The organism is Halomonas elongata DSM 2581 (assembly GCF_000196875.2).
In the GTDB taxonomy this organism is placed as follows: Bacteria; Pseudomonadota; Gammaproteobacteria; order Pseudomonadales; family Halomonadaceae; genus Halomonas; species Halomonas elongata.
In genome coordinates this window covers 1056463-1080935 of sequence record NC_014532.2, presented here as the reverse complement: position 1 = coordinate 1080935, position 24473 = coordinate 1056463, and the positions used below count along the sequence as shown (strand labels likewise).

At 65.9% G+C, this 24473-nt stretch carries 27 protein-coding genes; 13 read left to right on the top strand and 14 right to left on the bottom strand.

The genetic code is table 11. The features are described from left to right. Nucleotides 1-12 precede the first annotated feature (12 nt). The 6 genes from HELO_RS05050 to HELO_RS05025 form a co-directional block, all read right to left on the bottom strand. Nucleotides 13-267 carry a BolA family protein gene (locus HELO_RS05050; protein ID WP_013331690.1) on the bottom strand — a complete coding sequence of 85 codons (255 nt, stop codon included), beginning with the start codon at nucleotides 265-267 and terminating at the stop codon, nucleotides 13-15. A gap of 127 nt (nucleotides 268-394) precedes the next feature. Then, a complete protein-coding gene (locus HELO_RS05045) occupies nucleotides 395-739 on the bottom strand; it encodes an STAS domain-containing protein (RefSeq protein ID WP_013331689.1) in 345 nt (114 codons plus the stop codon). Further along, a complete protein-coding gene (locus HELO_RS05040) occupies nucleotides 736-1392 on the bottom strand; it encodes an MlaC/ttg2D family ABC transporter substrate-binding protein (RefSeq protein WP_013331688.1) in 657 nt (218 codons plus the stop codon). Before HELO_RS05040 ends, HELO_RS05045 begins: the two co-directional genes overlap by 4 nt. Nucleotides 1393-1394: 2 nt before the next feature. Beyond that, nucleotides 1395-1859, bottom strand: a complete 465-nt coding sequence (gene mlaD, locus HELO_RS05035) for an outer membrane lipid asymmetry maintenance protein MlaD (RefSeq protein ID WP_013331687.1) — start codon at nucleotides 1857-1859, stop codon at nucleotides 1395-1397. 16 nt (nucleotides 1860-1875) lie between these two features. Continuing rightward, nucleotides 1876-2658, bottom strand: coding sequence for a lipid asymmetry maintenance ABC transporter permease subunit MlaE (mlaE, locus tag HELO_RS05030; RefSeq protein ID WP_013331686.1), 783 nt, complete (start codon nucleotides 2656-2658; stop codon nucleotides 1876-1878). After that, entirely contained in the window at nucleotides 2655-3467 is an 813-nt protein-coding gene (locus tag HELO_RS05025; RefSeq protein WP_041602414.1) for an ATP-binding cassette domain-containing protein, read from the bottom strand. Before HELO_RS05025 ends, mlaE begins: the two co-directional genes overlap by 4 nt. A gap of 141 nt (nucleotides 3468-3608) precedes the next feature. On the opposite strand from HELO_RS05025, the gene HELO_RS05020 reads away from it, so the two are divergent. From HELO_RS05020 to HELO_RS04970, 11 genes are all read left to right on the top strand, one after another. Beyond that, nucleotides 3609-4562, top strand: coding sequence for a calcium/sodium antiporter (locus tag HELO_RS05020; RefSeq protein WP_041601927.1), 954 nt, complete (start codon nucleotides 3609-3611; stop codon nucleotides 4560-4562). A gap of 38 nt (nucleotides 4563-4600) precedes the next feature. Continuing rightward, complete coding sequence (locus HELO_RS05015) at nucleotides 4601-5587, top strand: KpsF/GutQ family sugar-phosphate isomerase (protein ID WP_013331684.1); 987 nt, start codon at nucleotides 4601-4603, stop codon at nucleotides 5585-5587. Between the two features lie 15 nt (nucleotides 5588-5602). Continuing rightward, complete coding sequence (locus HELO_RS05010) at nucleotides 5603-6160, top strand: KdsC family phosphatase (RefSeq protein WP_013331683.1); 558 nt, start codon at nucleotides 5603-5605, stop codon at nucleotides 6158-6160. Between the two features lie 4 nt (nucleotides 6161-6164). Further along, nucleotides 6165-6749 carry an LPS export ABC transporter periplasmic protein LptC gene (gene lptC / locus HELO_RS05005; RefSeq protein WP_013331682.1) on the top strand — a complete coding sequence of 195 codons (585 nt, stop codon included), beginning with the start codon at nucleotides 6165-6167 and terminating at the stop codon, nucleotides 6747-6749. Then, a complete protein-coding gene (lptA, locus tag HELO_RS05000) occupies nucleotides 6746-7276 on the top strand; it encodes a lipopolysaccharide transport periplasmic protein LptA (protein WP_013331681.1) in 531 nt (176 codons plus the stop codon). The genes lptC and lptA overlap by 4 nt, the downstream gene beginning before the upstream one ends. Continuing rightward, nucleotides 7273-7998, top strand: a complete 726-nt coding sequence (gene lptB, locus HELO_RS04995) for an LPS export ABC transporter ATP-binding protein (protein WP_013331680.1) — start codon at nucleotides 7273-7275, stop codon at nucleotides 7996-7998. The genes lptA and lptB overlap by 4 nt, the downstream gene beginning before the upstream one ends. 205 nt (nucleotides 7999-8203) lie before the next feature. Next, on the top strand, nucleotides 8204-9625 hold the full coding sequence (locus HELO_RS04990; RefSeq protein ID WP_013331679.1) for an RNA polymerase factor sigma-54: 1422 nt from the start codon (nucleotides 8204-8206) through the stop codon (nucleotides 9623-9625). Nucleotides 9626-9725: 100 nt separating this feature from the next. Beyond that, entirely contained in the window at nucleotides 9726-10037 is a 312-nt protein-coding gene (hpf, locus tag HELO_RS04985; RefSeq protein ID WP_013331678.1) for a ribosome hibernation-promoting factor, HPF/YfiA family, read from the top strand. 6 nt (nucleotides 10038-10043) lie between these two features. After that, nucleotides 10044-10523, top strand: coding sequence for a PTS sugar transporter subunit IIA (locus tag HELO_RS04980; protein WP_013331677.1), 480 nt, complete (start codon nucleotides 10044-10046; stop codon nucleotides 10521-10523). A 48-nt stretch (nucleotides 10524-10571) separates the two neighbouring features. Further along, nucleotides 10572-11495 (top strand): RNase adapter RapZ, encoded by a 924-nt coding sequence (rapZ, locus tag HELO_RS04975; RefSeq protein ID WP_013331676.1) that lies wholly within the window; start codon nucleotides 10572-10574, stop codon nucleotides 11493-11495. Between the two features lie 4 nt (nucleotides 11496-11499). Further along, a complete protein-coding gene (locus tag HELO_RS04970; protein WP_013331675.1) occupies nucleotides 11500-11769 on the top strand; it encodes an HPr family phosphocarrier protein in 270 nt (89 codons plus the stop codon). 127 nt (nucleotides 11770-11896) lie between these two features. On the opposite strand, the gene pmbA is transcribed toward HELO_RS04970, so the two are convergent. Continuing rightward, nucleotides 11897-13237 (bottom strand): metalloprotease PmbA, encoded by a 1341-nt coding sequence (gene pmbA / locus HELO_RS04965; protein ID WP_013331674.1) that lies wholly within the window; start codon nucleotides 13235-13237, stop codon nucleotides 11897-11899. A 145-nt stretch (nucleotides 13238-13382) separates the two neighbouring features. Here pmbA and yjgA point away from each other — a divergent pair, with 145 nt between their 5' ends. Next, a complete protein-coding gene (gene yjgA / locus HELO_RS04960) occupies nucleotides 13383-13889 on the top strand; it encodes a ribosome biogenesis factor YjgA (RefSeq protein WP_013331673.1) in 507 nt (168 codons plus the stop codon). A 129-nt stretch (nucleotides 13890-14018) separates the two neighbouring features. On the opposite strand, the gene tldD is transcribed toward yjgA, so the two are convergent. The 7 genes from tldD to HELO_RS04925 all read right to left on the bottom strand — a co-directional run bounded on the left by tldD (nucleotide 14019) and on the right by HELO_RS04925 (nucleotide 23975). Continuing rightward, nucleotides 14019-15473, bottom strand: a complete 1455-nt coding sequence (tldD, locus tag HELO_RS04955) for a metalloprotease TldD (RefSeq protein ID WP_041601926.1) — start codon at nucleotides 15471-15473, stop codon at nucleotides 14019-14021. Continuing rightward, nucleotides 15470-19348 carry a YhdP family protein gene (locus HELO_RS04950; protein ID WP_013331671.1) on the bottom strand — a complete coding sequence of 1293 codons (3879 nt, stop codon included), beginning with the start codon at nucleotides 19346-19348 and terminating at the stop codon, nucleotides 15470-15472. The genes tldD and HELO_RS04950 overlap by 4 nt, the downstream gene beginning before the upstream one ends. A gap of 3 nt (nucleotides 19349-19351) precedes the next feature. Next, complete coding sequence (gene rng, locus HELO_RS04945) at nucleotides 19352-20815, bottom strand: ribonuclease G (protein WP_013331670.1); 1464 nt, start codon at nucleotides 20813-20815, stop codon at nucleotides 19352-19354. Nucleotides 20816-20888: 73 nt separating this feature from the next. Continuing rightward, nucleotides 20889-21485 carry a Maf family protein gene (locus tag HELO_RS04940; protein WP_013331669.1) on the bottom strand — a complete coding sequence of 199 codons (597 nt, stop codon included), beginning with the start codon at nucleotides 21483-21485 and terminating at the stop codon, nucleotides 20889-20891. 11 nt (nucleotides 21486-21496) lie between these two features. Further along, the gene (gene mreD / locus HELO_RS04935) at nucleotides 21497-21988 is read right to left on the bottom strand and encodes a rod shape-determining protein MreD (RefSeq protein WP_013331668.1); all 492 of its coding nucleotides are present in this window, start codon (nucleotides 21986-21988) and stop codon (nucleotides 21497-21499) included. Then, nucleotides 21989-22879, bottom strand: a complete 891-nt coding sequence (mreC, locus tag HELO_RS04930) for a rod shape-determining protein MreC (RefSeq protein ID WP_013331667.1) — start codon at nucleotides 22877-22879, stop codon at nucleotides 21989-21991. It abuts the gene before it with no gap. A 58-nt stretch (nucleotides 22880-22937) separates the two neighbouring features. Beyond that, nucleotides 22938-23975, bottom strand: a complete 1038-nt coding sequence (locus HELO_RS04925; protein ID WP_013331666.1) for a rod shape-determining protein — start codon at nucleotides 23973-23975, stop codon at nucleotides 22938-22940. Between the two features lie 171 nt (nucleotides 23976-24146). On the opposite strand from HELO_RS04925, the gene gatC reads away from it, so the two are divergent. After that, on the top strand, nucleotides 24147-24434 hold the full coding sequence (gatC, locus tag HELO_RS04920; protein WP_013331665.1) for an Asp-tRNA(Asn)/Glu-tRNA(Gln) amidotransferase subunit GatC: 288 nt from the start codon (nucleotides 24147-24149) through the stop codon (nucleotides 24432-24434). Nucleotides 24435-24473: the final 39 nt, after the last annotated feature.

The window sequence follows — 24473 nt, the reverse complement described above, 5'->3', positions numbered from 1 at the left end:
TTGGGTCGACCCTCAGGCCCCCTTGTTCTCGGCGGCATCTTGCCACTGTTGCGGGGTATAGGTACGGATAGTCACCGCGTGCAATGCGCCGGAAGCGATTTCCTCCGACAGGGCGCCATAGATCAGTTGCTGGCGCTTGACCCGCGACAGCCCCTCGAAGACCTCGCCCACGGCGACCACCTGGAAGTCACAGCCCTCGCCCTGGATATGAAATTCGCAATCGTCGAGTCGGCTCTCGAGCAGCGCCTTGACCTCACTGGGATGCATCGAATCCTCGCTTGTCTGTTAGTTCGGCATCATGGGGTTCGCACTGAACACCTTGATGATCAGCAAAAGGCAGATTCGACATGGTAAAGAAAAGCGCGGCGCTTGGCGATGGCAGGCGGGGAAAGCGTCAGGCACCGGCCTCGGCCGGCGCGACGACAGGCAGCAGGCTGTCCAGATCGGCGACATCGGTCAGGCGTGCCAGAGGGGCCGAGAGGCGCACCTCGGCGACCTCCAGCCCCGTGCGGCGAGCCTGACGCAACCACTCGAGCAGCACGCTGACGGCGGCGCTGCTGACGCGATCGACGCCGCTCATGTCGAAGGTCACCCGCTCGCCCCGGCCACGCCCCTCGAGCCAGCGACGACCGGCCTCGGCCAGGGCGGAGGCCCCTTCGAAATCGGCGCTGCCGACCACCGTCAGGGTGTCGTCGGCAGCCTCCAGGCGATTGGCGCCATCCTCGAGCAGGACGCTCACTCGCCTTCCTCCAGCTCTTCCACGTCGAGCTGTGGCGACCAGCCATCGATCACTGCGTCATAGTCGCGATTGTGCTGGCGCATGGCCTCGTCGAACTGATTGCGGAACGTCAGGCCGAGATTGATGCCATTGACGATCACGTTGACGACCTTCCACTGACCATCGTCGAGTCGCATCGTGTAGCTGACCGGATAGATGGTGCCATCGACCCCGACGACCTCCATGGCCACACTGGCCTGGTCATCGTAGCGCGATGCCTTTTGCGTCTCCGGCACACGGATCTCGCGATAGTCGAAGGTGACCAGCCCCTTGGCATAGGTGTCGATCAAGGACTGACGGAAGACCTTGACGAAGCGCGAACGCTGCTGGGGCGTCGCATTGCCGAAATAGCGCCCCATCACGCTGGCACCGATATAGCGAAAATCGGCTACGTCGGCCAGATTGTCCTCGACGACCGCCTCGAGCTCGTCGGGATTCTGGGCGAAATAGTCCCTGCGCCCTTCGATCTGCGACATCAGCGCCTCGACGCTATCGCGTATCAACGCCTCGGGATGCTCGACATCCTGCGCCTGGGCCGGCAGGGCCGCCGTCAGCAGAATGAGGAGCAGCAGGCCGGCATTCAGCCGAACCAACGGGGAAATCGATTTCATCATCGTCACTCCTTGGCCATGTTGGACACGAACTGCTGGATGAGCTCCTCCAGCACCAGGGCGGACTGGGTGTCGCGAATGCGGTCACCGTCGCCCAGGGTCTCGGGGGCACCTCCCACCGAGAGCCCGATGTATTGCTCTCCCAGAAGCCCGGAAGTCAGGATCGCGGCAGTGCTGTCCTCGGGAAGAGTACCCTCGAGACTGCCATCGAGTTCCATGACCACATGCGCATCGTACCAGTCGGTATCCAGTTCGATGCTCCGCACGCGACCCACGGTGACACCGGCCATGGTGACTCGAGCCCGCGGCTTCAGGCCACCGATGTTGGCGAAGTTGGCTTCCAGCTCGAAACTGCTTGTGGGGCGCTCGAGGCTGAGACCGCTGACCCTCAGGCCGAGAAATACCAGCCCGAGGATGCCGGCCAGCATGAACAGCCCGACCCCCAGCTCCATCATCTTGCTACGCTTCATTGCGTGTCTCCGAACATCAGGATAGGCCTCCGAACATTACCGCGGTCAGAATGAAATCCAGCCCCAGCACCGCCAGGGACGCATAGACCACCGTACGTGTCGTGGCCCGGGAGATTCCTTCCGAGGTCGGCACCAGGGCATACCCCTGATACACCGCGATCCAGGTCACCACCAGGGCGAATACCAGACTCTTGATCAGGCCGTTGCCGACATCGGCGATGAAGTCGACGCTTGCCTGCATGTTGCCCCAATAGGATCCCTCGAAGACGCCGAGCCACTGTACACCCACCAGCTGGCCACCCCAGACGCCGACCACGCCAAAGCCGATGGTCAACAGCGGCAATGCCACGAACCCGGCCCAGAGGCGCGGCGCCACCACGCGACGCAAGGGGTCGACGCCGATCATCTCCATGCTGGTGAGCTGCTCGGTGGCCTTCATCAGGCCGATCTCGGCGGTCAACGCCGAGCCCGCGCGACCGGCGAACAGCAGGGCCGCGACCACCGGCGCCAGCTCGCGCAGCAACGACAGGGCCACCATCTGCCCCAGGGCATCCTCGGCACCGAAATCGACCAGGATGGTATAGCCCTGCAGCGCCAGCACCATGCCGATGAACAGTCCCGACACCAGCACGATGGCCAGCGACATCACACCGACGAAGTGCATCTGGCGCAGCCACAGCCGCATGCCCTCCGCCGAGGGTTTGCCGAACATCGACTGGACCAGGAAGATGCCGGCGTCCCCGAGGCTCTCCAGAGTGTTGCATCCCCAGCGCCCCAGTCGCGCAATGCGCTCGATCATCGTGGTCCTCCCTCACCCAGCAGGTCGGCATGGAAGTCGCGGGCCGGGTAATGGAACGGCACCGGCCCATCGGCTTCGCCGTGGATAAACTGCCGCACCCGAGGGTCACGGTCCACATCGAGTTCGGACGGCGCCCCGCGGGCCATGACCTGGCCATCGGAGATCACATAGACATAGTCGGCGATGGACAGTGTCTCCTTGATGTCATGGGAGACCACCACGGCGGTCAGCCCGAGGGCATCGTTGAGCCGGCGGATCAACTGCACCAGCACCCCCATGGAAATCGGGTCCTGGCCGACGAAGGGCTCATCATAGAGGATCAGCTCCGGGTCCAGGGCAATGGCGCGCGCCAGGGCAACCCGACGTGCCATACCACCGGACAGCTCGGCAGGCGTCAGCTTGCGGGCGCCGCGCAGTCCGACCGCCTGCAGCTTCAGCAGCACCAGGTCGCGGATCATCGACTCGGGGAGATCGGTATGCACGCGCAGCGGGAAAGCCACGTTCTCGTACACATCGAGATCCGAGAACAGCGCGCCGCTCTGGAACAGCATGCCCATGCGCCGACGCAGCCTGAACAGCGCCTTGCGCGACAGCGCATGCACGTCCTCTCCGGCGATACGCACATGCCCGGCATCCGGCACGAGCTGTCCCCCGATCAACTTGAGCAGGGTCGTCTTGCCGGTACCGCTAGGGCCCATGATGGCGGTGATCTTCCCGCGCGGTATCGCCATGTCGACGCCACGGAAAATCGACGTCTCGCCGCGGGAGTAATGCAGGCCCTCCACTTCAACAAAGGGGGAGTCGCTCATCCGTTCGCTTTCCCAAGAATAATTATCGAACATCGTATCCTAACCAGGTCGCGCCACGCCAGCACAGTGACCCTCGGCTTGCACCGCTATGGTCCAGCATGTTCAATAGGCCCCTTTTGTGCCACGGATTGCTCGCTTGCCATGCTGATTCCCATTCTTCTCGTGCTGCTCGGTCTCGTCGGCCTGCTATGGAGCGCCGACCGCTTCGTCGGTGCCGCCGCTGCCACGGCCTGTCGCGCCGGCATGAGTACCATGCTGGTCGGCATGACCATCGTCTCCATCGGCACCTCGGCTCCCGAAATCGTCGTCTCGCTCATGGCTTCACTGGATGGCGCTCCCAATCTCGCCACCGGCAATGCCCTGGGCTCGAACATCGCCAACATCGGTTTGGTACTGGGCGTGACCGCCATGGTCGTGCCGATCCCCGTGCGCTTTTCCATCGTGCGCAAGGAACTGCCGCTGCTGCTCGGCGCCACGGGGCTGGCCGGTTACGCCCTGGCCAACAGCCAGCTCGATCGCCCCGACGGCCTGCTGCTGATTCTTCTGCTGATCTTCAGCCTCTGGTGGCTGTTTCGCGCCGATACGCCCGGGGTGGCGGATGCCGACGCCGAGATTCCCGACATGTCCCTGCTGCGCGCCCTGGCCTGGCTCACGCTGACCCTGATCGTGATGGTGGCCAGCTCCCGAGCCCTGGTCTGGGGGGCCAGCGAACTGGCCCGCGCCTTCGGCATCAGCGAGCTGGTGATCGGCCTGACCATCGTCGCCATCGGCACCAGCCTGCCCGAGCTCGCCGCCTGTGTGGCCAGCGCCCTGAAGCGCCACCATGACCTGGCCATCGGCAACGTCATTGGCTCGAACCTGTTCAACATGCTCGCCGTGCTTCCCATACCGGCGCTGATACGCCCGGCCGCCACCGACCCGGCCGCGGCCGAACGCGACTACCCGGTGATGCTGCTGATGACCCTGGCACTGGGCATGCTGCTGCTATGGCAACGCCACGGAAAGATCAAACGCCTGCCGGGTGCCTTGCTGACGCTTTCCTACCTCGCCTACCTGGTCTGGCTCGGCAGCGGCCAGGCCACCGCCGGCACCTGATCCTTGAGTGAAACCCCACGACGGGCAACAATCCCCCTATGACTGACGCTACCTCTTCTTCCAGCCAGCTGCGTGCCAGTGCCATCCGCACCCTGACGCTGGAACAGCAGGCCATCGGCGCCTTGATCGAGCATATCGACGAAGGCTTCGAGCGCGCCTGCGAACTCATCCTGGCCTGCTCGGGCCGGGTCGTGGTCACCGGCATGGGCAAGTCCGGCCACATCGGCGGCAAGATCGCCGCCACCCTGGCCAGCACCGGCACGCCGGCCTTCTTCGTGCATCCCGGCGAGGCCAGCCACGGCGATCTCGGCATGATCACGCCGGGCGATGTGGTCCTGGCGCTGTCGCACTCGGGCGAAACCGCCGAGGTCACTGCCCTGTTGCCGCTGCTCAAGCGCCTGGGCACGCCGTTGATCAGCATGACCGGACGCCCCGCCTCCACCCTGGGGCGCCACGCCGACGCCCATCTCTACGCCGGTGTCGAGCGCGAGGCCTGCCCGCTCGACCTGGCGCCCACGTCATCGACCACCGCCGCCCTGGCGCTCGGCGACGCCCTGGCCGTGGCCCTGCTCGAGTCACGGGGCTTCACCGCCGAGGACTTCGCCCTCTCCCACCCCGGCGGCAGCCTGGGCAAGCGGTTGCTGCTGCGCGTCTCGGATCTCATGCATCAGGGCGATCGCCTGCCCAGGGTGGCATCCGGCAGCCCACTGCGCGATGCCCTGCTGGAGATCACCCGCCAGGGACTCGGTTTCACCTGTGTCGTCGATCCCGATGACCGCCTGGTCGGCGTCTACACCGATGGCGACCTGCGGCGCACCCTCGATCAGCATGCCGACCTGAGCGGGCTCAAGGTCGATGACGTCATGACCGCACCGGGCAAGCGCATCTCGCCCGACACCCTGGCCGCCGAAGCCGTGCGCATCATGGAAGACAACCGCATCACCGCACTGGCCGTGGTGGACGATGAAGGCCACCCGGTCGGCGCCCTGCACATGCACGACCTGCTGGCCAGCGGCGTGATCTGAATCCAAGGAGTTGCCATGCGTCACGATGCCCCCTCACCCGCCCCTCACCTGATCGATCGCTTGCGGCAGGTGCGCCTGCTGGCACTGGATGTGGACGGCGTGCTCAGCGACGGACGGCTCTATTTCCAGACCGACGGCGACGAAATCAAGGCCTTCCATACCCTGGACGGTCACGGCATCAAGCTGGTGCAGGCTGCCGGCATCGAAGTGGCATTGATCACGGGACGCGACTCGCCGATGGTCAGCCGGCGCGCCAGTGCACTCGGCATTGCCCATCTGCACCAGGGCATCTCGCACAAGCTTCCCGTACTGCGCCAGCTCTGCGAACGGCTCGGCATCGAGCTCGACCAGGTCGCCTATTGCGGCGACGACATGCCCGACCTCGCCGCCATCCATCAGTCCGGCGTCGGCATCAGCGTGCCCGGTGCGCCGAGTTATATCCGCCAACACGCCGACTGGGTCACCGAACGCCCCGGCGGGCACGGCGCCGTGCGCGAGATCTGCGATGCCCTGCTGCAGGCCCAGGGGCAATGGGATGCCATACTCGATAGCTACTTGAACGATCGGGCCTGACCCCATGCAACTGCCGCGCCCCGGTTTTCGTACCTGGCTCTTTTTGCTGCTGCTGGTTCTCGGCGGCGGCCTGGCCCTGCTCGACTCGCGCAACGACGGCACCCCGGGCCCGGTGCCCCAGGATGCCGCTGGCGAGCCGGACTATTACCTGGAAGACGTCGAGGCGACGCGCTTCGATGCCGAAGGCTATCCGCACCAACGGCTCATCACCCCACGCCTGGTGCACACCCCCATCGACGACGTCACGCGCCTGGAAAGCCCGAACGTGAAGCTGCGCGACGACGGAGGCCGGCACTGGACCGCCCGCGCCGAGCGGGGGCGCCTGGAAACGGGCGGCAATCCCCTGATACTCAGCGGCGACGTGCGGCTCGAAGCGCCCGAAGAACACTGGCAACTGACCACCCAGGAGCTGCACTACGATGCCGACACCGGCCACGCCTGGAGCGAAACGCCGGCCACGCTGAGTCAGCCGCCCCAGTCGATGCAGGGCGAGCGTTTCGACGCCTGGCTTCATGACAATCGCGCCCGACTGACCGACAATGTCCGCGGCCACCATCCGCCGGCAACCGACGAGGACCCCGAGCCATGACGCGACCGACTCTCGCCGCCCTACTGGGCCTGACACTGGCCATGCTGACGCTCGTCACCTCCCAGGCACAGGCACTCGAGGGCGACGCCAGCGCGCCGATCCAGGTCGAGGCCGATCGCCTGGACCTCGACGACCGGGCCGGCACCGCCGTCTACCAGGGCAACGTGCGCATTCAGCAGGGCAGCATGCTGCTGACCGGCGCACGGGTGGAAATCCGCCGCAACGACGCCGGCCAGCTGTCCCAGGCCATTGCCACCGGCCAGCGCGCCTACATCGAACAGCAACCCGCTCCCGACGAATCCGTGGTACGCGGCTGGGGGCAGCGCATCGTCTACCACGTCGCCGAGCGCCGCATGGAGCTCATCGACCAGGCCGAACTGCACCGGGGCGGCGACACCTTCAACGGTGGCTATCTGGAATACTTCCTCGACCGCCGCGTCGTCCAGGCACGCTCTGCCGCCGAGGGCGTCGAAGGCAACCAGCGAGTACGCATGACCCTGGAGCCCGAGAAGCAGGATTCTCAATGAAGACACTCCATGCACGCCACCTGGCAAAGAGCTACAAGGGCCGCCGCGTGGTCCACGACATCAGCCTGGAGATCGATCAGGGCCGCATCATCGGCCTGCTCGGCCCCAACGGGGCCGGCAAGACCACGTCCTTCTACATGATCGTGGGGCTGGTTCGTGCCGATGCCGGGCAAGTCGCCATCGGTGACCGGGACCTGTCCGGCGCCGCCATGCACGAGCGCGCCCGCGCCGGCATCGGCTACCTGCCTCAGGAAGCCTCGATCTTTCGCAAGCTCAGCGTGGCCGACAACATCATGGCCATCCTCGAGACCCGCAAGGATCTCGATCGAGCCGGCCGTCGCGCCCAACTGGAATCGCTGCTGGAAGACTTCCACATCACTCACATCCGCAACAACGCCGGCATGAGCCTGTCCGGTGGCGAACGTCGTCGAGTGGAAATCGCCCGCGCCCTGGCCACCGAACCCGACTTCATTCTCCTGGACGAACCCTTCGCGGGCGTGGATCCCATTTCCGTCGGCGAAATCAAGGGTATCATCCGCCAGCTCAAGGCCCGCGGCATCGGCGTGCTGATCACCGACCACAACGTCCGCGAGACCCTCGATATCTGCGACGGCGCCTACATCGTCGGCGACGGCCAGATCATCGCCGAGGGCAACGCCGAGGCGATCCTCGCCAACCAGCAGGTGCGCGATGTCTATCTGGGACAGGACTTCCGACTCTGATCCATGCCGGTCACTGTCCGGCATGGCGCCCCTCACCCATCTTTCCCCAGTCTGTCTGATCACAACAAGCTGATATAAGGAATGCTTTATCGCCAAGGCACGAAAATTGCCAATGGCATGATAATTGCTTGAACAAGGGCTTGCATGCGCCGCGACAGCGGACTAGGGTGGGGTTTTCTCGCACGTTGAGCGGATCTCTTTTCCTATGGCCATGAAGGCTTCCCTGCAACTGCGGCTCGGCACCCAGCTCACTATGACACCTCAGCTGCAGCAGGCCATTGCCCTGCTGCAGCTTTCCACCCTCGACCTGCGCCAGGAAGTCCAGCAGGCCCTGGAATCCAACCCCATGCTGGAGCTCGACGAGGACTTCGGCGAGCTGGCGGTCGGCGAGACGGCCGAGGACGACTGGGCCAGCGAGATTCCCGATGAACTGACCGTCGACAGCGACTGGTCCGACACCTATCAGGACGCCGGCCTGGGAAGCCTGAGCGGCTCGGGCAGCGGCGAGGCCCCCGATTTCGAACGCCAGGCAGCCGGCCAGAGCCTGCAGGGTCACCTGGCCTGGCAGTTGGCCATGAGCGGCCTCGAGGAACGTGCCTCGCGTATCGCCGAAAGCCTGATCGATGCGGTGAACGACGACGGCTACCTGGACCAGCCCCTGGACGACATCCGCGAGGGCCTGCGCGACCAAGGGCTGGAGGGACCGTCCAGCCGCGAGGTCGAAGCCGTACTGCTGCGCGTACAGCAATTCGAACCCACCGGCGTCTTCGCTCGCGACCTGCGGGAATGCCTGATGCTGCAACTCGCCGCCCTGCCCCAGGACACCCCCTGGCTTCCACAGGCCCGGCGCCTGGCCCGCCAGTTTCTCGAGGCCCTGGCCGGTGATGACCGACGCCTGCTGAAACGGCGCCTCGGCCTGGACGACGAAGCCCTCGACGAAGTGATCTCCCTGATCAGAGGACTCGATCCACGCCCGGGCAGCACCTTCGCCAGCGGCAGCGACGACTATGTCATCCCCGATCTCATCGCCCGGCGCGACGAACAGGGCTGGCAGGTCGAGCTCAACCCCGAGGCCATGCCGAGACTGCGCATTCAGCCCGACTACGCCGCCCTGATCCGGCGCGCCGACAAGAGCCAGGACAACCAGTTTCTCAAGGATCACCTGCAGGAAGCGCGCTGGTTGCTCAAGAGCCTGTCCAGCCGCAACGACACCCTGCTGCGGGTCGGCCACGAGATCATGGTCCGCCAGCTGGATTTCCTGGAACACGGCGAGGAGGCCATGAAGCCGCTGATCCTGGCCGATATCGCCCAGGCCGTGGAAATGCACGAATCGACCATCTCGCGGGTGACCACCCAGAAATACATCCACACGCCGCGCGGCGTGTTCGAGCTCAAGTACTTCTTCTCCAGTCATGTCGGCGGTGGCGACGACGCCCATTCCAGCACCGCCATCCGCGCCCGGATCCGCAAGCTCATCCAGGAGGAACCGGCCCGCAAACCGCTCTCCGACAACAAGCTCGTCACCCTGCTCGCCGAGGAAGGCATCGAAGTGGCGCGACGCACCGTGGCCAAGTATCGCGAAGCGATGAACATCCCGTCCTCGAGCCAACGCAAGCGCCTTCGCTGACCTCCCGAACCGGGGCGCGAAAGGCGCTTTACACAGGGGGTTTGCTCGACTCCAAAAAGGGTTACAATCGAGGCACAATCCCAGGAGCAAGGAGCGTGTCATGCAAGTCAACCTCACCGGCCATCATGTGGAATTGACCGACGCCCTGCGTGACTATGTCCAAGAGAAACTCGCGCGCCTCGAACGTCATTACGACAACATCACCACCGTGCAAGTCACGCTCTCCGTGGAGAAGGAACGCCAACAAGCTGCCTGTACCCTGCATGCTGCCGGTGCCGACCTGCATGCCGAAGCAATGGACGGCGACATGTACGCCGCCATCGACGCCCTCGCCGACAAGCTCGATCGCCAGTTGGTGAAACACAAGGAAAAATCCCAGGCGCGCGCCCAGGGCGCCGCCGGCGCACGCTGACCCGTCATGTCTCTGGAAACCATACTGCCCCCCGAGCGCACCCTGTTCGATGTGCCCGGGGGGAGCAAGAAGCGCGTGCTGGAATTCTTCAGCACCTTCATCGCCCAGAACACACCCAGCCTGGATAGCCAGGAGGTCTTCAGCCGTCTGATCGGTCGGGAGCGCCTGGGCAGCACGGGCATCGGGCACGGGGTCGCCATTCCCCATTCCCGCAACCCTCACTGCAAGGCCCCCATCGCCGGCTTCTTGAAGCTCGCCGAACCGATCGACTTCGATGCCGTCGACGGCGACCCCGTCGACCTGGTGTTCGTCCTGCTGGTTCCCGAACAGGCCGACGACGCCCACCTGGCGCTGCTCGGCCAGGTCGCCGCCGTGATGAACGACGCCGACACGCGCAACGCCCTGCGTCGCGCAGACAGCCAACAGGCCCTGCACGAACGGCTCATCGAGGCGATTCGCCGACAGGCATCGGCCGAGCCCAACTGACGCAACCCCAGCGGCCTCGCCCGGCCAGCCTTCGACCAGGAGACCGCCATGCAGATCGTGATCATCAGTGGCCGTTCAGGCTCGGGCAAGTCGATCGCCCTGCAGGCCCTGGAGGATCTCGGCTTCTACGCCATCGACAACCTTCCGGCCATGCTGCTCGGCTCGCTGGCCGAAGAGTTGCGTGATGGCCAGGCACGCAAGTGCATCGCCGTCAGCATCGATGCCCGCAACCTGCCGCATGCCCTGCAGCGCTTCCCGACCCTGCTGCATGAGCTGCGCGACCGTGGCATCGAATGTCAGGTGGTCTACCTGACCACCGACGCGCGTATCCTGATCGAGCGCTACTCGACCACCCGGCGACGTCATCCACTGACCCGCAACAACCGGATGACGCTGGCCGAAGCCATCGAGCAGGAAGAAGCCTCCCTGGCGGACATTCGCGACCTCGCCGACCTGGTGATCGACACCTCGCGACTCTCGGTACATGAACTGCGTGGCCGCATCGCCGACCAACTGGCCGACCGTGGCCAGGAAACCCTGACCCTGACCATCGAATCCTTCGGCTTCAAGCGAGGCGTGCCCCTCGACGCCGATATCGTCTTCGACGCGCGCTGCCTGCCGAATCCCTACTGGGATCCCTCGCTGCGCGACGCCACTGGACGCGACGAGAATGTCATCGCCTTTCTCGAAAGCTACCCGATGGTCGAGGAGATGCGTCAGGACATCCTTGCCTGGGTGGAACGCTGGCTGCCCCGCTACCAGGCCAGCCAGCGCAGCTATCTGACCGTGGCCGTCGGCTGTACCGGCGGCCAACATCGTTCGGTCTACCTGGCCGAGCGTCTTGCCCACGATCTCGCCAGCCAGCAATCCGGCGTTCGGCTGCGCCACCGAGAACTCGGCATCCACCTCAGCCGCCTCCCCCCGGAAGCGGCCCTCGAACAAGACGACCACGACCACGAAAAGGAATCCTGAGTCCGTGCCGAGTCGCAAGCTCACCCTGATCAACAAGCGCGGCCTGCACGCCCGCGCCGCCACCCGCCTGGTACAGTGCTGCCAGCCCTACAACGCCAGTGTCACCGTCTGCCACGGCGGCCAGCGGGCCGATGCCACCAACATCATGTCACTGCTGATGCTCGCCGCCCCCTGCGGCACCGAACTGACGCTGGAAGCCGAAGGCGACGACAGCGAAGCGGTTCTGGACGCCCTCGAGGCACTGTTCAACGCCCGGTTCGACGAAGAAGCCTGACAGCCGTAAGCCGTCCAGAAAATACTCCCGAAAACAAGGTTTTTTGTTTTTTCTTACAGCTTAAAGCTTACAGCTCCGGGCGAAGCCCGGTTATAGCTTACAGCTCCCGGCGCAGCCGGGCCGGGCTTCATCCCCCCGCGACGGTCATTTCGTCGATCAGCCAGCTGCCGGTATGAATGCTGCCTCGGGTATCGATGTCGTCGCCGACGCCGATCAGTCCCTGGAACATCGTCTCGAGATTGCCGGCGATGGTGAACTCTTCCACGGGATGCTGGATCCGGCCGTCCTCGACCCAGAAACCGGCGGCGCCGCGGGAATAATCCCCGGTCACGCCATTGACGCCCTGCCCCATCAGCTCGGTCACCAGCACACCGCGATCCATCCGCGCCAGCAGTGTCTCGAGCGACTCCAGGGGTGCTGCGATGCGCAGGTTGCGGGCACCGCCGGCATTGCCGGTGGTCGACATGCCCAGGCGACGCGCGCTATAGGCGGAAAGCAGGTAGCTGGCCAGGCGCCCCTGGTCGACGAAGACATTGTCACGCGTCTGGACGCCGTCGGCATCGAAAGGGCTACTGGCCATGGCACCGACTTCCATCGGGCGCTCGCTCAACGAGAACCACTCCGGGAACAGCATGGTGTTCAGGCGTTCGCACAGGAAGGAAGACTGGCGATACAAGGCACCGCCGGCAATGGCGCCCATCAGATGTCCGACCAGCCCTGAGGCCAGCGAAGGATCGAACAACACCGGCATGCGGCCGGTGGCCGGACGCCCGGCTCCCAGACGCTGCAGGGTACGCTGAGCCGCGCTTTCCCCCACGGCGGCGGGATCGCGCAGAGCCCGCGGATCGCGCGCCGTGGTGTAGTCGTAGTCGCGCTGCATGCCCGCGTCATCCTCGGCAATCAGCAGGCATGACAGCGAGTGTCGGCTGCCGCGCTGCCCGCCCAGGAAACCGTGACTGTTGGCGTAGACATGAACGCCCTCGCCGCTGGACAGGCTGGCGCCCTCGGAACTGCGGATTCCCTCGACGCCCCGACCGGCATTCTCGCAGGTCAGGGCCAGCTCGATGGCCTCCTCGGTGGACAGCGGCCAGGGGTGGTGCACGTCGAGATCCGGGAAACGAGTGGCCATCAGCTCGGCATCCGCCAGGCCGGCGGCCGGATCCTCGCCGGTATAGCGCGCAATGGCCAACGCCTTCTCGACCACATCGCGCACCGAGGCCTCGCTGGCGTCGGAGGACGAGGCACTCCCCTTGCGCTGGCCCACGTAGACGGTCACCGCGATGCCCTGGTCCCGCGACAGCTCCACGGTTTCCACATCGCCCTCGCGCACGCTGACGCCGATGCCCTGATCGACGCTGGCGCCCACCTCGCAGGCATCGGCCCCCAATCGGCGTGCCAACGCCAGGGCCGCTTCGGCGCGGGTTTCCAGCAGGGCCTGCTGATCGGCGGCATCGAAAGCCTGTGTCATCGATCTGTCTCCTCACTCGGCCGACCCTCGGGGCCGGCACTTCACAATAGCGTGGTTGTCCAGCCCACGGCGACGGGCTGGTATACTGGGCCGATGCGCACGCCCCGACGTTGACAACCCAAGTTTCATAACCCCAGGACACGGCATGACCCAGGACGATTCCTTCCCGGCCGACGAGCGGCCCAGCAAGTCCCAGCTCAAGCGCGAGATGCACGCCCTCCAGGCACTCGGCGAGCGGCTCATCGCCATGAACGAGAGCGAGCGGGCTCGCTTTCCCCTCTCCGACGAGCTCTTGGCCGCCATCGAGGAAACCGGCCGCATTCGCGCCCGGGAGGCTCGCCGGCGTCACATGCAATACGTCGGCAAGCTGATGCGTCGCGAAGATCTCGACGGCATCCAGGCGGTGTTCGACGAAATCGACCGCGAACAACTGCAACGCGACCACGCCTTCCACCGCCTCGAGAAATGGCGGGACCGGCTGATCGACGAAGGCGACGACGCCGTTGCAGACTTCATCGAGGCCTACCCCGATACCGACCGCCAGGCCCTGCGCCAGTTGATTCGCAACGCCCGTCGCGAACGCGACCAGGGCAAGCCCCCCACCAACGCCCGCCGGCTGTTCAAGCTGATCCGCGAAACCGCGGGAGTATAAGCCGTAAGCCGTAAGCCGTAAGCCGTAAGCCGTAAGCCGGCCAGAGAATCCCCCCGAAGCTTCCGGGAACAAGGTTTTTTGTTACAGCTTAAAGCTTATAGCTTACAGCTCCGGGCGAAGCCCGGAAGGTCAGGATTGCGTCCCGCCGACGGTCAGCTCATCCAGCTTGAGAGTGGGCTGGCCCACCCCGACCGGTACGCCCTGGCCTTCCTTGCCGCAGACCCCGATACCGGTATCCAGTTCCATGTCGTGGCCGATCATCGACACCCGGCCCATGGCTTCCGGACCGTTGCCGATCAGGGTCGCGCCCTTCACCGGCGCGGTGATGCGACCGCCCTCGATCAGGTAGGCCTCGCTGGCCGAGAACACGAACTTGCCGGAGGTGATGTCCACCTGGCCGCCGCCGAAGCTCACCGCGTAGATCCCGCGATCGACGCTGCCGATGATATCGGCGGGATCGTCCTGGCCGGCCTGCATGTAGGTATTGGTCATGCGCGGCATCGGCAGGTGGGCGAAGGACTCGCGACGCGCGTTGCCGGTCGGCGCCATGCCCATCAGGCGCGCATTGAGCTTGTCCTGCATGTAGCCGGTGAGGATGCCATCCTCGATCAGCGTCGTGCACTGCCCCGGCGTGCCTTCGTCGTCGACGCTCATCGAGCCGCGACGATCGGCCAGGGTCGCGTCGTCGACCACGGTAACGCCGGGGGCGGCCACGCGCTCGCCCAGGCGGCCGGCAAAGGCGGAGCTGCCCTTGCGATTGAAATCGCCCTCGAGACCATGACCCACCGCCTCGTGGAGCAGGATCCCCGGCCAACCGGCTCCCAGGACCACCGGCATCTGTCCGGCCGGCGCATCGACCGCCTCCAGGTTGACCAGCGCCTGGCGCACGGCCTCCTTGGCGAATCGTTCGGCGACATTGTCGTCGCGCAGCCGGGACATGGGATAACGCCCGCCGCCGCCGGCGCTACCGCGCTCGCGGCGTCCATTGCGCACCACGATGACGCTGACGTTGAAGCGCACCAGGGGACGGATATCCACCGCCTGGGTGCCATCGCTGGCCCGCACCAGTACCACTTCGTGAACGCCGGTCAGCGAGGCGCTGACCTGTTCCACGGCCGGATCGGCCGCACGGGCCACGCGATCGGCCAGCTTGAGCATGGCGATCTTGTCCTCGGCGGACAGGCCGGTCAACGGATCGACGCCGGCATAACGCGCCTCGGCATCCACCTGGATGCGTGGCGCCGTCGCCAGACGCTTGCCGCTTCTGACGATGCCCGACGCCGTACGACCGGTCTCGGCCAGGGCATCGGCGGTGATCTGGTTGGAGTAGGCAAACCCCGTCTTCTCGCCGGCCATGGCACGCACGCCGACGCCACCGTCGATGTTATAGCTGGCCTCCTTGACTTCTCCGTCCTCGAGCGACCAGCCCTCATGCCAGCTGCGCTGGAAATAGAGATCGGCATAATCGATGCCAGGCCCCATGGCCTGGCCGAGCCCGGCATCCAGGGTGTCGAGATCGAGACCACCGGGCGCGAGCAGTATCTCGCCGGCCTGATCGAGCATGGAAGACGTCTGTGATGTCATTCGGCACTTTCCAGAGAGATGTGCGGCGAGGTCCATGGGCCCCGCACGCGATAGTGAATTCGGGTCACGCGGTCGATGACATCGCCGAAGATCTTGTCGGCGACGAATAGCGCACCACCTACCACCGGGGCGCCGGCGATCACCGCCGCCAGGGGCAGGTTGTTGCTCACGGGCACTGTGACGCCGAGCCGCTGATCGAGTTCCCGGCGCACCAGGTCGACACTGCCCTCCAGCGTGAAATGGGTGGCGGCGCCATCGATCGTCACCGGGCCGCGCGTTTCCAGTACCCCACCATACAGGGTTGCGTTGCCTCTGACACGGTCGAAGGCAGTACCACGGCCGGTGACATCGGAGAAGTCCAGCCGCAGGCGGCGCAGGAGGTTGTCCACGTTCAGCAGTCCAACCAGCCGGGCCGAGGGCGAATCGAGATTGACGAAGCGCCCATCGCGCAGCTCGATACCCAGATTGCCACGGGACCGCGACAGGGCGAATTGCCAGGGAGCCCCGGGCCAGGCCAGTTGGCTGGAAACCTGCGTCTCGGCGCTGGTCACTGCCACCGGCTGCTCCAGGGCCCGCAGTGCCGTGCCGACATCGCCCCCCTCCAGGGAGAGCCGCGAGCGTGTCAGGCTGGCCTCGGGGCCGGAGGCCTCCCAGGTCAGATTGCCTCGGGCATTGATCTCGCCGAGGCTGAGCGACACGGGATCAAGGACCAACTGATCGGGGGATGTCCGCCAGTTGGCACTGAACGGCCCGAAAGTGCTCGACTGCCAGTGCAACGACTCGACGCTGAGCTGCCCGGCCGGCACCTTGCCGATGCCGTCCGGCATCGGTATCGGGGTCGGCGGCACATCGAGCTCCTGGAACAGCTGCCCGGAATCCTGCGACGTCGCGGCGACACTGTCGTCGGGCACCAGGTCATCCAGGCGCAGGCGATCGAGGCGGATGTCCAGGGGCACATGGCGGCGAGGCCGGTACTCGAGACGTCCCGACAGCAGGCTGCCATCCAGGGCCAGCCGCCAGCCGTCGGCCTGAGGGCCGCCATCGACGATCAGCGAGCCCAGGCAGCGCTCGCCGACGCTCAGACAATCGGTATCCAGGGTCACCCGCGACACGCCGACATCGGCGGCGGTGCCATTCCCGCCACCGTCAATCAGCGGCGACAAGGCACTCCCCCAGGCCGCCGGCGCCAGGCGGGGCAAATAGGCCTGCACCGACCAGCCGGGCTCGGCCGGCCAGTCGGACGGCGCATCGCGGCCGATCCAGACCTGCCCTCGACCGGGAGCCCCCTGTTGCCAACGCAGGCCGAGGTTCGAGCCCAGTCGGCCCGACAGCCGTGTCCGGTCGGCCAGCGCGATATCCAGATGCAGGGGGCGAGACGTGGCCGGCGCCTTGCCGAGCGGGTCGGGCAAGTCGATGCCCAGGCCGCGCAGCTCGCTGTCCAGGGTCAGGGTCGGATGCGGCCCATCGACCCCTAGCCGGCCTCTCCAGGGGGTCTCGCCGCTGATCAACGACGCCGCTCCCGAGGGCGCGCCGAGGCCGAGCAGCGACTTGGCGGAGGCAGTGCCCGACATGGCGATGCCCTCACCAGCAGTGTCGATATCGGCCTCGAAGGGGCCGCCCAGCAGGCGCCCCGACAACTGGCCTTCCAGCCCGCCATCCTCACCGCGCTGCCGCCAGGCAAGGGGCCCGGAGAGCGATTCGAAGGTCAACGAGGTCGGCTCGTGGGTCAGGGTCGCAAACGATGCCTGCCCTTCGATGTCGAGCGACAGGGCCCCGGCGCCGGACAGCGGCACCGCGAGATCCAGCTTTCCTGTCACCTCGCCCTCGCCACGCCAGTCGGCGACCATGTCCATGCCGTCGGCGGGCACGGCGGCGAGATAACGTGACAGCGCCGCCGCCGAGGCGGAAAGCGGCCCTCGCACCCGCAGCACCTTGTCATCCTTCATCGCCACGCTGGCCCCCTGCGTCTGGACGCCCAGGCTCTCGGCATGCTCGACCTCGGCGCTGACCGCTTCCTCGGTCACGCTCAGATGCCCGCGCACGTCCTCGAGCGCCGGCCATTGCGGATCGAAGGGCAGATGTCCCTGCTCGATATCGAGCTCGAGCTGCAGCGACGCGTCGCTCTCGTCGTTCGCCGTCCCGGCCGCTCCCTCGGGTGTCTCGGTGATCGGCACGTGCAGACTCAGCGCCCCTTTCGGCACCTTGCCGGCCAACCCACCAGCCAGCCAGTCGGCGAGTTCGGCATCGACCTCCTCGCGCAGCACCGGCATGGGCAGCCAGTCGGTCAGGGGTCGGTTCAGGGCGTCGACATCGCGGAAATCCAGTTGCAGACCGAAACCGCCGGGCTGGTTCCCGCCGGTGGTCAAACCGAAGGCACCTTCGACGCTGGCACCGTTCCATTCGACCGCCAGGTCGCGCCCGCTGACGAAACTGCGCGCGCCTGCATAGGACCACACCACCTCGCCGCTGGCACTGTCGAGTGCCATGGGGGCGGCAAAGATGTCGGGGAAGGAAAGCTCGGCTCCGCCGCTGTCCACGAAACGCACCTTGCCCTCGGTGCCATCGGCTTCCAGCCAGATATCCAGTGGCCCGCCTCCCGGCGCATCCTGCCAGGGCGACACCGAAACATCCGTGGCGCTGACGCGCGCCTGCCACTGGCCATCACGATGCCCCAGGCCCAGGGCATCGACCTGGCCACGGGGCGACAGCGCCCGCACGGTACGCACCAGGCCTTCGGGCAACGGCAGCCGATCGCGCCAGGCAGACAAGGCGCCGAGTTCGAAACCGCTGCCGGTGGCCCACCAGTCTTCCCCCTCGCCTCGCGCATGCCAGAAGCGTGGCAACGGCGGTCCGGAGGCATTTTCATAGGGGGAGTCGACGCTACGCGCATCGCCGGCGAACCAGGCTTCCCAGCCATCGTCCTCGGCATCGCGCAGCCACTGGCCTCGCAGGCTCACGTCGTCGAGCATGATGCCGGCTCGCTCGTCCCCCGCGGGTACCTCCCGATTCAACGCCAGCCGCGGTGATGTCACGTCGAGGCGCACGTCGGCCAGCCGCCCATCCTGCCAGTTGCCCCACAAGCGTGCCTCGCCGCTCGCATCGTCGAAACGCAGAATGTCGTCGAAGCCAAGCAACGCCGAGAGTCCGATCAGGCTTTCGAGCTGCATGTCCGCCTGCAGGTCGGCATCGAAGCCGTTGCCGGTATCGCGCCGCAATTCCATCACCGCCTGGAAAGCACTACCCGGCTGTCCCTGCAAGCGCACCTCGCCTTCCAGGTGGGCTCGCCCATTGTCGCTGGTCATCAACAGGCGCGGCGCATGCAGCACGGCCACTCGCTTGCGACCATGCAACACCACGCGCATGTCATCGGCCCAGGCCCGCTGACGCAGCAGCACGCCGATCCAGAAGTCCAGGCGCGACAGATCGAACCCACCGGGGGGCATCAACTCCGGCGGCACATCGGCCGGAGCCGGCCATTGCCAGCTCAGGTCCTCGTCCTGATAGAGATGCAGGGTGACGCCTTCGAGCCGCGACCGTTCGAGCACCGGCATGCCACGACGCAGGCTGGCCGCGGTATCCAGGCGCAGCTTCGCCTGCTCGACCTCCAGCAACGGCACGTTGCCCAGCCCTTTCCGGGAGTGAAAGTCCAGGTCAGCGATCTCGAACCAGGGATCGAGACCGTCCACACCGCCCCGCGCTTCGTTCAGCGACACCTCGGCGGAAAAGCGTGAGGCGAGCATCGACTCAAGCTGGGGCGACAGGCGATCGACCTGCCCCAGCAGCAGCCGCAGGGCGATCAACAACACCGCCACCAGCGTCAGGGCCAGGGCCAGTAGCGTCAACGACCAACGAATGACCAGGCGGCTCGACGACATGGCTTACATCAGTACGATATCGTACTGCTCCTGGGAGTAATGGGATTCCACCTGGAAGCGAATGGTCTTGCCGATGAACTCTTCGAGATCCGCCACCGCGGCCGACTCCTCGTCGAGCAGCCGGTCCACCACCGACTGAGCGGCCAGCACGGTATAGGTCTCGGCGCTGTAGGCCCGCTCCTCGCGCAGGATCTCGCGGAAGATCTCGTAGCACACCGACTCGGGCGTCTTGAGGGTGCCCCGCCCTTCGCAGGCGGGACAGGGTTCGCACAACGTCTGCTCCAGGCTCTCGCGAGTCCGCTTGCGAGTCAGCTGCACCAGGCCGAGCTCGGTGACGCCGGTGCACTTGGTCTTGGCGTGATCCCTCTCCAGGGCCTTCTCCAGCACACGGAGCACCTGGCGCTGGTGCTCGGTGTCTTCCATGTCGATGAAGTCGATGATGATGATGCCGCCCAGGTTGCGCAGCCGCAGCTGGCGGGCGATGGCGGTGGCCGCCTCGAGGTTGGTCTTGAAGATGGTCTCTTCGAGGTTGCGGTGGCCGACATACCCGCCGGTGTTGACGTCGATGGTGGTCATCGCCTCGGTGGGATCGATGACCAGATAGCCCCCCGACTTGAGCTGCACCTTGCGGGCCAGCGCCTTCTGGATCTCGTCCTCGACGCTGTACAGGTCGAAGATCGGCCGTTCGCCGGCATAGTGTTCGATGCGCTCGACGGCGTCGGGCATGAACTCCTCGGCGAACTCGAGCAGCTTGACATGATTTTCCCGGGAGTCGATGCGTACCTTCTCGATGTCATCGCGCATGACATCGCGCAGGGTCCGCATGAACAGCGGCAGATCATCGTAGATGACACTTGGCGCGGAGGCCGTGACGCGTCGCTCGCTGACCTTGCGCCACAGGCGCAGCAGGAAATGCATGTCGCCGGCGAGTTCCTCGTCGGTCACTCCCTCGGCGGCGGTGCGTACGATGAAGCCTCCACCAACCTCGAGGGTCTGCTCCGACAAGGCCGCCCCGACCTGGGCCCGCAGGCGCTCGCGCTCGCCATCGTCCTCGATGCGCTGGGAAACGCCGTTGTGCGGGGAGTCCGGCATGTAGACCAGGTAACGGGAAGGCACGGAGAGATGCGTGGTGAGGCGCGCACCCTTGGTGCCGATGGGATCCTTGGTCACCTGCACCACCAGCGACTGTCCTTCCTGGAGCAACTGGGAAATCGAGACCTGCTCGTCGGCCGGCGTGCCAGGCGGCATTACCTCGTGGGCATGAATGAAGGCAGCGCGATCGAGACCGATATCGACAAAGGCGGCCTGCATGCCGGGCAATACCCGTACCACCCGCCCCTTGTAGATGTTGCCGACGATACCGCGACGTCGGGCACGCTCGATGAAGGCTTCCTGCAGTACACCGTTTTCCACTACGGCAACGCGGGTCTCCATCGGCGTCAGGTTGATGAGTACTTCACCGCTCATGCGGAATCCTTGTCCTGGAAAAAAGTCCTGGGGGAAACGCCCTGGCGAAAGACCCCGAGAAAAGCTCAGGCCATTATGACACAGGGCGATTCCAGAGCGGCACGCCCTGGCGGGACAACAGATCGGCGGTCTCGCAAAGCGGCAGCCCCACCACTGCCGAGTGGCTTCCCTCGAGATGCGTCACGAACACCGCGCCGCGCCCCTGGATGGCGTATCCGCCCGCCTTGTCGGCGGGCTCGCCGGTGCGCCAGTAGGCCTCGATCTCCGCTGCATCGATCTCGCGCAGGGTCACCCGGCTGCACACACAGCGCGTCAGCATGCCCGCCGGCCCACACACCGCCACGGCCGTCATCACCTCATGGGTACGCCCCGCCAGGGAACCCAGCATGGCGGCGGCCTGCTCGGCATCCGCCGGCTTGCCGAGAATCTCGCCATCCCGTACCACCGCCGTATCCGCTCCCAGGGTCGGCAACCCGCCCGAGCGGTGCCCCGCCGCAGCCTTCTCCCGGGCGAGTCGCGTGACATACGCTTCGGGCGACTCGCCTTCGAGCGGCGTCTCGTCGATATCCATCGGCCGCACCTCGACACTGACCTCGATGCCGGCCAGCAGCTCACGGCGGCGCGGCGAGGCCGAGGCAAGACGGATGCAGGGACGCGAGGAAGTGGACATGGCGCCTCCGATCAGCCCTTGGCGGTGCGTCGGCGAAAGGCCCGGAAAAGCGTGGTCAGCCAGGGCCACAAGATCGCGCCGATCACCGAGGGCAGCAGGAACGAAAGATGGATGGAGAACGGCCCCAGCAGGGTGCGCAACCATTGCTCGACCAGTTGTATCGTGCCCAGCAGGACCAGGATCAATACCGCCTGCTGCAACAGCGAATAGGCGCGGAAACGGGGATAGACCAGCGCGCAGAGGAATGCCAGCAGCGACAGCAGCAAGGCATTCTGGCCGAGTGGCACGCCCTCGATGAGGTCGAGCAGGATGCCCAGCACGAAGCCGTGAAAGACACCGACCCGCTCCGGGGCCTTCATGCACCAGTAGATCAGCATCAGACCCAGCCAGTCAGGGCGCCAGATCTGCCAGCCATCGGCCAGGGGCATCACCTGCAGGCAGAGTGCCAGCAGCATCGTCAACCAGATCCACGGCAGGCTGGCGGATGTCGTAGTGCGTGCCATTTACTCTTCCCCCTCGGCGCTTGCGACCGCATCGCCGGCGACTCGACGTGCCATCTCGACGGCCGCCGGATCGAGCGATGCCACCCAACCGCCGCGACCCTCGGGAGAACGCGGCTCGGGCGGAAACAGCAGCAGGAAGTGCCGGGAGCGCTGCAGCTTCGCCACCGGGTCGGCCTCGACCCGGGCAAAGGGCTCGCCGGGATCATGCACCACCTCGTTCACCCGGGCCACCGGATACCCCGGCGGGAAGCGCCCCGCCAGCCCCGAGGTCACCAACAGATCACCCTCGCGGATATCGGCGGTATCGGGCACGTGCAGGACATTGAGGCCCTGGTCGCGCCCCGCGCCCTGAAGCACGAAACGCAGGCCATTGCGATTGACCTGGATCGGCAAGGCATGACTGGCATCCGTCACCAGCAGGACGCGACTCGAATAGGCCGACACCGCCGTGACCTGGCCCACCAGGCCCGCGGCGTCCATGACCGGCTGGCCCACGAAGACACCATCGCGACGCCCGCGGTCGATCACCATGCGATGCGTGAAGGGATCCGGATCCAGGGAAAGCAGTTCGGCGGTGATGAAGGGAATGTCGTGTTCCTGGCTCGCCGACAGCAACTCGCGCAGGCGCACGTTCTCGGCGGTCAGGCTGGCCATGCGCTGCACGCGATGTGACAGCGTCAGGATCTGCTCGCGCAGGCGGCGGTTCTCTTCCACCAGGGTGCTCTGCTCGGAAAGCACCAGCGCCCCCCAGTTGAGGACATCACTGGGCAGGCTCACCACCCACTGTACCGGCGCGACCAGCGTGGACAACTGAGCCCGCACGGTTTCCATGCGTGTGAAACGCAAGTCGACGAACATCAAGGCGATGGCGAGGATCGCACATACCAGCATGCGATACCCCGGCACCGACCCGTGCGAGAACAGCGGCTTGATAGGGAACCTCCCCCGGTCAGTCGCTGGAAAGCAGCTCGAAGGTACGCTGATCGATCATTTCCAGAGCCTTGCCGCCCCCGCGCGCGACGCAGGTCAGCGGATCCTCGGCAACCACGACGGGCAGGCCGGTTTCCTCGGCGATCAGCTTGTCCAGATCACGCAGCAAGGCACCACCGCCGGTCAATACCAGACCGCGTTCGGCAATGTCCGAGGCCAGCTCGGGCGGCGACTGTTCCAGGGCGCTCTTCACGGCCGCGACGATGGAGCCCAAGGTCTCCTGCAGGGCATCGAGGATCTCGTGGGAATTGAGCGTGAAACTGCGCGGGATGCCCTCGGCCAGGTTGCGGCCACGCACATCGATCTCGCGCAGCTCGCCACCGGGATAGGCGCAACCGATCTCTTCCTTGATGCGCTCGGCCGTGGATTCGCCGATCAGGCTACCGTAGTGTCGACGCACATAGGCGGTGATGGCCTCGTCGAAGCGATCGCCACCCATGCGAATGGATTCCGAGTAGACCACGCCATTGAGCGAGATGATGGCGATTTCGCTGGTCCCGCCGCCGACATCGACGACCATCGAGCCCTGCGCTTCCTCGACCGGCAGGCCGGCACCGATGGCCGCGGCCATCGGCTCCTCGATCAGGAACACCTCGCGGGCACCCGCCCCCTCGGCAGATTCCTTGATCGCACGGCGCTCCACCTGGGTCGACATGCAGGGAACGCAGACCAGTACCCGGGGACTCGGCGTCAGGAAAGTGCTCTGGTGCACCTTGCGAATGAAATACTGCAACATCTGCTCGGTGACGGTGAAGTCGGCGATGACGCCGTCCTTCATCGGACGAATGGCGGTGATGTTGCCTGGCGTGCGCCCCAGCATGCGCTTGGCGTCGGCACCGACCGCAGCGACGCTGCGCATGCTGCCGGACTGGCGAATCGCCACGACCGAGGGTTCGTCGAGCACGATCCCGCGGCCGCGGACATAAATCAGTGTATTGGCCGTTCCCAGGTCGATCGACAGATCGCTGGAAAACAACCCCCTCAAACGTTTGAACATGAACTCGTTACCTAGTGCAGTCCGGAAGCCCTGTGCGGGAGCAAACGGTATCACTGCACCCCGAAAGCGGCAAGCTCTCCGAGCGTCGACGACACGCCACGCCCCTGCCAGCACCGGCATGGATGTGGTAACTTTGCAGTCTTTTCTCCACCCCCGCGAGGACACCCGATCATGGCGATCGAACACGCAGACGTTCTCAGGGCCGCCCATCTGGCCCGTCTCGGCCTTGACGAGGGCGAAGCCGCCCATTACCTCGACGACCTCGGCCGCATCCTGGAAATGGTCGATCAGTTGCAGGCACTGGACACCGACGGCGTCGCGCCCATGGCCCACCCGCTGGATGCCACCCAGCGCCTGCGCGCCGACGAGGTGACCGAAACCGACCAGCGCGACGACTTCCAGCGTTGCGCGCCGGCAGTGGAAAACGGTCTCTACCTGGTGCCACGGGTCGTCGAATGACCCCGAACCGCCGTCAACGCCATGTCATCACGGAGCCCA

Bases quoted from the DNA above. Each gene is read 5' to 3' on its own strand.
- HELO_RS05050 (WP_013331690.1), bottom strand. From the start codon at position 267: ATGCATCCCAGTGAGGTCAAGGCGCTGCTCGAGAGCCGACTCGACGAT.
- HELO_RS05040 (WP_013331688.1), bottom strand. From the start codon at position 1,392: ATGATGAAATCGATTTCCCCGTTGGTTCGGCTGAATGCCGGCCTGCTG.
- mlaD (WP_013331687.1), bottom strand. From the start codon at position 1,859: ATGAAGCGTAGCAAGATGATGGAGCTGGGGGTCGGGCTGTTCATGCTG.
- mlaE (WP_013331686.1), bottom strand. From the start codon at position 2,658: ATGATCGAGCGCATTGCGCGACTGGGGCGCTGGGGATGCAACACTCTG.
- HELO_RS05025 (WP_041602414.1), bottom strand. From the start codon at position 3,467: ATGAGCGACTCCCCCTTTGTTGAAGTGGAGGGCCTGCATTACTCCCGC.
- HELO_RS05020 (WP_041601927.1), top strand. From the start codon at position 3,609: ATGCTGATTCCCATTCTTCTCGTGCTGCTCGGTCTCGTCGGCCTGCTA.
- HELO_RS05015 (WP_013331684.1), top strand. From the start codon at position 4,601: ATGACTGACGCTACCTCTTCTTCCAGCCAGCTGCGTGCCAGTGCCATC.
- HELO_RS05010 (WP_013331683.1), top strand. From the start codon at position 5,603: ATGCGTCACGATGCCCCCTCACCCGCCCCTCACCTGATCGATCGCTTG.
- lptC (WP_013331682.1), top strand. From the start codon at position 6,165: ATGCAACTGCCGCGCCCCGGTTTTCGTACCTGGCTCTTTTTGCTGCTG.
- lptA (WP_013331681.1), top strand. From the start codon at position 6,746: ATGACGCGACCGACTCTCGCCGCCCTACTGGGCCTGACACTGGCCATG.
- lptB (WP_013331680.1), top strand. From the start codon at position 7,273: ATGAAGACACTCCATGCACGCCACCTGGCAAAGAGCTACAAGGGCCGC.
- HELO_RS04990 (WP_013331679.1), top strand. From the start codon at position 8,204: ATGGCCATGAAGGCTTCCCTGCAACTGCGGCTCGGCACCCAGCTCACT.
- hpf (WP_013331678.1), top strand. From the start codon at position 9,726: ATGCAAGTCAACCTCACCGGCCATCATGTGGAATTGACCGACGCCCTG.
- HELO_RS04980 (WP_013331677.1), top strand. From the start codon at position 10,044: ATGTCTCTGGAAACCATACTGCCCCCCGAGCGCACCCTGTTCGATGTG.
- rapZ (WP_013331676.1), top strand. From the start codon at position 10,572: ATGCAGATCGTGATCATCAGTGGCCGTTCAGGCTCGGGCAAGTCGATC.
- pmbA (WP_013331674.1), bottom strand. From the start codon at position 13,237: ATGACACAGGCTTTCGATGCCGCCGATCAGCAGGCCCTGCTGGAAACC.
- yjgA (WP_013331673.1), top strand. From the start codon at position 13,383: ATGACCCAGGACGATTCCTTCCCGGCCGACGAGCGGCCCAGCAAGTCC.
- tldD (WP_041601926.1), bottom strand. From the start codon at position 15,473: ATGACATCACAGACGTCTTCCATGCTCGATCAGGCCGGCGAGATACTG.
- HELO_RS04950 (WP_013331671.1), bottom strand. From the start codon at position 19,348: ATGTCGTCGAGCCGCCTGGTCATTCGTTGGTCGTTGACGCTACTGGCC.
- rng (WP_013331670.1), bottom strand. From the start codon at position 20,815: ATGAGCGGTGAAGTACTCATCAACCTGACGCCGATGGAGACCCGCGTT.
- HELO_RS04940 (WP_013331669.1), bottom strand. From the start codon at position 21,485: ATGTCCACTTCCTCGCGTCCCTGCATCCGTCTTGCCTCGGCCTCGCCG.
- mreD (WP_013331668.1), bottom strand. From the start codon at position 21,988: ATGGCACGCACTACGACATCCGCCAGCCTGCCGTGGATCTGGTTGACG.
- mreC (WP_013331667.1), bottom strand. From the start codon at position 22,879: ATGCTGGTATGTGCGATCCTCGCCATCGCCTTGATGTTCGTCGACTTG.
- HELO_RS04925 (WP_013331666.1), bottom strand. From the start codon at position 23,975: ATGTTCAAACGTTTGAGGGGGTTGTTTTCCAGCGATCTGTCGATCGAC.
- gatC (WP_013331665.1), top strand. From the start codon at position 24,147: ATGGCGATCGAACACGCAGACGTTCTCAGGGCCGCCCATCTGGCCCGT.